The sequence below is a fragment of the Acidiplasma aeolicum genome (genome assembly GCF_001402945.1).
In the GTDB taxonomy this organism is placed as follows: Archaea; Thermoplasmatota; Thermoplasmata; order Thermoplasmatales; family Thermoplasmataceae; genus Acidiplasma; species Acidiplasma aeolicum.
The window spans coordinates 1-5,493 of the sequence record NZ_LKBG01000007.1 but is presented as its reverse complement, the minus strand read 5'-3'; the positions used below and the strand labels follow the sequence as shown (position 1 = coordinate 5,493).

At 33.9% G+C, this 5,493-nt stretch carries 5 protein-coding genes; 3 read left to right on the top strand and 2 right to left on the bottom strand.

Going from position 1 to position 5,493, the window contains the following annotated elements; genetic code table 11:
• The first annotated feature begins 49 nt into the window (after positions 1-49).
• Positions 50-619 carry a hypothetical protein gene (locus AOG54_RS00560; protein WP_055032259.1) on the top strand — a complete coding sequence of 190 codons (570 nt, stop codon included), beginning with the start codon at positions 50-52 and terminating at the stop codon, positions 617-619.
• Positions 576-713, top strand: coding sequence for a helix-turn-helix domain-containing protein (locus AOG54_RS10200; protein WP_156324149.1), 138 nt, complete (start codon positions 576-578; stop codon positions 711-713). Before AOG54_RS00560 ends, AOG54_RS10200 begins: the two co-directional genes overlap by 44 nt.
• Positions 714-739: 26 nt before the next feature.
• On the opposite strand, the gene AOG54_RS00555 is transcribed toward AOG54_RS10200, so the two are convergent.
• Positions 740-2,098 (bottom strand): hypothetical protein, encoded by a 1,359-nt coding sequence (locus AOG54_RS00555; RefSeq protein ID WP_055032258.1) that lies wholly within the window; start codon positions 2,096-2,098, stop codon positions 740-742.
• A gap of 135 nt (positions 2,099-2,233) precedes the next feature.
• Between AOG54_RS00555 and AOG54_RS00550 the strand changes: the two genes are divergently transcribed.
• On the top strand, positions 2,234-3,982 hold the full coding sequence (locus AOG54_RS00550; protein WP_055032257.1) for an Hsp70 family protein: 1,749 nt from the start codon (positions 2,234-2,236) through the stop codon (positions 3,980-3,982).
• On the opposite strand, the gene AOG54_RS00545 is transcribed toward AOG54_RS00550, so the two are convergent.
• Entirely contained in the window at positions 3,979-5,415 is a 1,437-nt protein-coding gene (locus tag AOG54_RS00545) for an amino acid permease (RefSeq protein WP_055032256.1), read from the bottom strand. The two genes, AOG54_RS00550 and AOG54_RS00545, sit on opposite strands and share 4 nt — an antisense overlap.
• Between the last annotated feature and the right edge of the window lie 78 nt (positions 5,416-5,493).

Sequence of the window (5,493 nt, the reverse complement as noted above, 5' to 3'; positions counted from 1 at the left end):
ACTGAAATGTATGGAATAATAAATTTAATTCACTCAGACCCTTTATTTTATGCACAATAATATGAATGATACATCTTTTTTTAGCCTGAAAATACGCCATGAGAATTGCTGGACAAATTACGTTCCAGAAAATTACAGGGATGTTCTCTTAGGGTATACATATAATGAAAATTCATTAAGGGCAATACGTTTTTCTAAATTTTATAATAAAAGTGATATACGTGAAATTAAGATTTCCATTAAAAAGGATAAATCGGTAAAAAATGTAAATATATATAACATTGATTCATCCTCTTCCATTTTATACATGGATGTTTCCTATGAAAATGCATTTATAGACAAATTAATAAAAAAAGCTATATATCCTTTAAAATCCAGTGTTTATAATAATACTGAAAATTATATATTTATGACAGAAAAATACAGGATAAATGACATTCTAAAAATAGCAGGAAATGATGTTTATATAAAAAATATAAGGGAGCTAAAGGCAGAGGAGGTTGTTCCAGAAATAAGCAGTTACATACTGGATATATTCCTTACGGATAAAGAAAAATTTGTATTAAAGGAGGCAATTGACAGTAAATTTTTTAACATACCAAGGGGGGGCATCAAATAAAGAGCTTGCCCAGAGATTAAACATAAGCAAGATGGCCATAAATGTGGAAATAAGAAGGGCAGTGAATAAAATAGTTAATAAAATTATACTTTAAATAAAAATTTTAATAATAAATAATATTTACTTTGTTTCCTCAATAGAGAAGGATGTTTCATTTCCCTCCATGTATGTTTTGATAACCTTATCTGTATAAAGTGAGAGTTTCGTTTGCCCATCGCCATCATAAATTAAACCTATAAGTGATGGTTTTTTCATTGCAAGATTAAAGAATGAACTCCAGAATTCACTTTCATATACCGGAACACCTGAATCATTCCTTGGAATCACATCCCCCACATTGTATATAAAAAGTGCTGGATCCTTTTCGCTTGAGCTTTTTGTTGTTATTTCGGCCCATAACTTCTCTGCAAGCAGAGTTGCATCATCGCCATCCCTTACAATAAGCCTGCCAGCATAATCCGCACTTAATGAAATTTTAACAACCTTGTATGCCTCGTCATCCGAAACTATATTTTTAAAAGGGTCAAACATGGCTGTCTGCAATATGAAAATTTTTCTGTTAGATTTTAGAATTTCCCCCATTAATTTTCTGGCAACCTCTAATTTTCCATCACCATTTTTACCGTACATTAAAATTTTATAATCGCTCGAGGCAATTTCCTTTAACTGGGCCATTCTGGAATCAAAGTTTATATCTGTTTCCGTCCCTCCAAAATTTTTTGATTCCAGATATTTATGGGCGATCTCACTGGCCTCGGGTCCACGGCCCTTGTTATCCAATCTCAGCTCTATCCTCTGGCTGTAATCCATAATCATCATTTTGGTTATCTCAGCCCTGTAAGTATATATAGTCCTTTTTTTTGTATTCATCATTTCTTTTATTGAAAACTTAACTTCCGGGTCAAAGATTTTATATGTAGGTTTTTTTATATTCTTCCATGTAAAATCAATGTCTATATATTCCCTGAATTTTTTCAATATATCCTGGTTCTGGGTCCTGCTATCAGCAAATTCGTGTATGATTTTCTGATTTTTTCTTACATGTTTTTCCTTTTCTATCAAAATAATTCTTACCCTGAATTTGTCCTCCTTAATTGAATATTCAAAATCCTCTGATTTTTTATTATATTCATAAAACCAGATTAAAATTCCCTGATTTTTATCAAGGCTTGAGAGAAATGCTTTTAATCCCTTTAATTCTATTCCGGTTTCATCATGGTCTGAATAATAATATGGATCATTTAACCTTACAGATATATATGAATTTCCTGCCTTGGGCAGTGAGTCTATGGGGTCTATGTCTATTGCCTCCTTAACAAATGATGGCCTGCTGTTTGTGTATATATAAACATTAACATCATCAGACTTCTTATAATAAAAAACACCAAAACGGTTTCCAAGCGTGCTAAATAACCTTTGATTATAATCATCGTCCTTTATACCATTTATAACCTCAAACCACTTGCCCTCCTGAGACATTTAAAGACCTTAATTATTATAATTATTGGATATACTTAAATTTTGTCATGCAGCGTCATTCAGTAAATTTGATTTATATAATTTTAGGGCAGGATATAAAAACTATTATAATTGCAAACACATTATTGTTCATAAATGTATTCCATAGGCATAGATATAGGAACTGAAAACTCTGCAGCGGCCATAACCACCATTATTAATGGGTCAATGAAAAGTGTTATAATACCATCAGGTGAAGGCACTCCTGATGGAAAAACGACCCCAAGTTATATAACATTTGCAGGGAAAAACATATATACGGGCATGCCGGCCAAAAAAATGGAAAAAATTTATCCTGACGGGACAATTAAAAATTTTAAGAGGAAAATTGGTACTGATTATCTCTTTAAAACCGGTAATGAATTCCATACACCACAGGAGTTAACAGCAATTTTACTTACAAAAATAAAAATGGATGCCGAGATATATCTTAAGGATAAAATAAGGGATGCCGTTATAACAGTTCCTGCCTATTTTAATGACAATCAGAGGAATGCAACCAAGGTTGCAGCAGATCTTGCCGGAATTAAGGTTAAAAGGCTGATAAATGAGCCCACTGCTGCGGCAATTGCCTACGGTTTTAACCAGTTTCTGGATGAAAGGGAGCTAAATGAAAATGTAATTGTATATGATATGGGTGCCGGAACGCTGGATGTGACAATATTAAATATAAGGAAAAGAACATTTAGTGTACTATCAACATCCGGGGATACAATGCTCGGTGGAATAGAAATGACCAATGCATTATATAACCATCTTAGGTCAGTTTTTATTAAAAATAACATAAATATTGATTCCTCTGAGAAAATATTTTATCTTAAAGAGTTTGCAGAATATGCAAAGATATGGCTTACCTATAATTATACCATCAGCTTTTCACCCTCCAGTGTGCTATCCGGTGATTTTACAGGCCGTGGAAACATTAATATTGAAATAACAAGGGATGAGTTTAATTCAATTATAGAACCAATAATTGAAAGGTCATTTAGGGCAATAGATGAGGCCTTTTATAAATCAGGCATAACAAAAAACAATGTAAATCATTTAATTTTTATAGGTGGTCCAACTAAAATACCGTTCTTACAGAATACGGTTGAAAAATATCTTGGCATAAAGGCACTTTCAGGAATAGACCCAATGTACACTGTTGCCATAGGTGCATCAATTATAGCCGCATCAAAAGCTGAAATAAGGGAGGCCATAAAAACTGGAATAATATTTAAGGATGTTACACCCTTAACACTTGGCAATGTAATAATTAATGATATAGTCGTGCCAATGATCCCAGCAAATACCAGAATACCATGTTCTGTAACAAAACCCTTTACGACCGTTAGGGACTATCAGAAGGAAATAGTCATAAAGATTGTTCAGGGTGAAAGACCAATAGGAAGCTACAATGAATTGATTGGCGAGTTAAGATTAACAGACCTAAAGCCGGCGCCAAGGGGAGAGGTAACAATAGATGTAACATATGTAATAGACCGGAATGGTATTTTAAGGGTAAGTGCCAGGGATTCATCAACAGGATCAGAGAATCATATAATTATTAAAAAACCCATAAACATGGACCCTGAGAAAATTGAAAGGATAAAAAGGGAGGTTAAAAAATATTATGATTCAGATATGCAGATTAAAAACATAGCAGAATTGATGAATAATGCGAATGAAATGCTTTACAGGCTAAAAACAATTGCAAATTTTCAGTCCGCCTCTGGAAAAATATCCTATTATAATATAAGCCAGGACATAATAAAACTTACAGATCTTATTAAGAACAAGGATATTAAAAATCTAAAAAATTTAATTGAAAAATTAAAAAAGGACTATAATATTAATTATTAGCGGAGATTAAACTCCCCGGCCTCTCTTAATACCTCTGGTTTTTTCTTTATATAATGCAACGTTATTGAAATTCCTCCACCAAGCACCCAGATTATGGTGAATATAAACGATGCAAAATATGCTGTATTTATTCCTGTTGGATTAAGCATATACTTGTATATGATGTTGTATGCAGTGAAATATATGACAATGGCACCTATTATGGTGGCAGCCGATGGGGCAATTCCATGTTTTAATATGCTAAATTTATTTATCCTTCTTGTATAAAATGTTAATGATGTGTTGGCGAGTATATGTACTATTATTATTGAAATTCCGGTTCCAGCCTCCAGAACAAACGCAGCATTCAATGGTCCAAAAATAAGGCCAACTATGACATCAAGTATAAATGAAAATACTGCCCAGGTAATTACCGCATTTGCCGGTGAGTGATATTTTTTATTTATTTTTCCGAGCTTGGAGGGAAAAACAATGTTATCCCTTGCAGCAGAATACCACCATCTGCTAACTGCAGTTGCCTTTGAAACCCCATTTGATAAATAACTGTTTAAAGTAAAAACTATTAGAAGTATAAGTCCAACAGGTCCCAGGTACCTGTAAAATACAGTTAGACCCGCATCAGGATGGCTTGCAAAGCTTCCGATATTTGAAATTCCCCATCCAACGGTAAGGGCATATGCAGATGGTATGAGTGCAATGGCCGTAAGTATCATGGCAAAAACTATGGATTTACCTATATTCTTTTTTGGTTTTTCTATCTCCTCGGAAACTGTTGTAACAACTCCGGATCCCGTAAAATCCAGTATTGAGAACACGGATGCAAACATAATGGATGAAAAACCAAGTGAATATTTTCCAGTAACCTCAAATGGTATAAGCGAATTCCCGGACCCAACCCTTATAATTATTATAATTGATCCAATTAAAAGGAATAATATCTCCATTAAACCGGCTATTGCAGTGTAATTAAGGGACGGCCTTATTCCAAGATATGTTACTGTGACAATAAAGGCTGTGAAAAGGCCTGCAAAGAGTATCCATACATAAGGAATTGATGTTATTGCTGGATACATTAAAAATATGAAACTTGAAAGACCAAGTATTCCAAAGGCTGCACCTGTGACATCATAGTACATAAAGCTAAGCGCTGTAATGGGCCCCATGGCACCATCCTCTGTGGCCCCTGCTGCATATGCATAGTAGCTTCCGGCATTTGATTTGAACTTTGATAGCTCAAATGGTGTGACCATCCAGAGTGCGTAAATTATCCATCCAATTATTACTGATAGCACTGTTTGCGCACCAGATATTGAAAAGGATGCAACCAGCAGTATGGCAATATCTGCTGCAGGGGCAACCTGGCCAAGGGATTGAAACGTTCCCTGCAGCAATCCTATTGAATTTCTTTTTAATTCTGTTTTTTGCACAGACATTATAAACACCAATAATTAATTTAATAGTTGAATATTATATTAAAATTTTTTGTTAATTATATTCGAATTTTAAGTGTA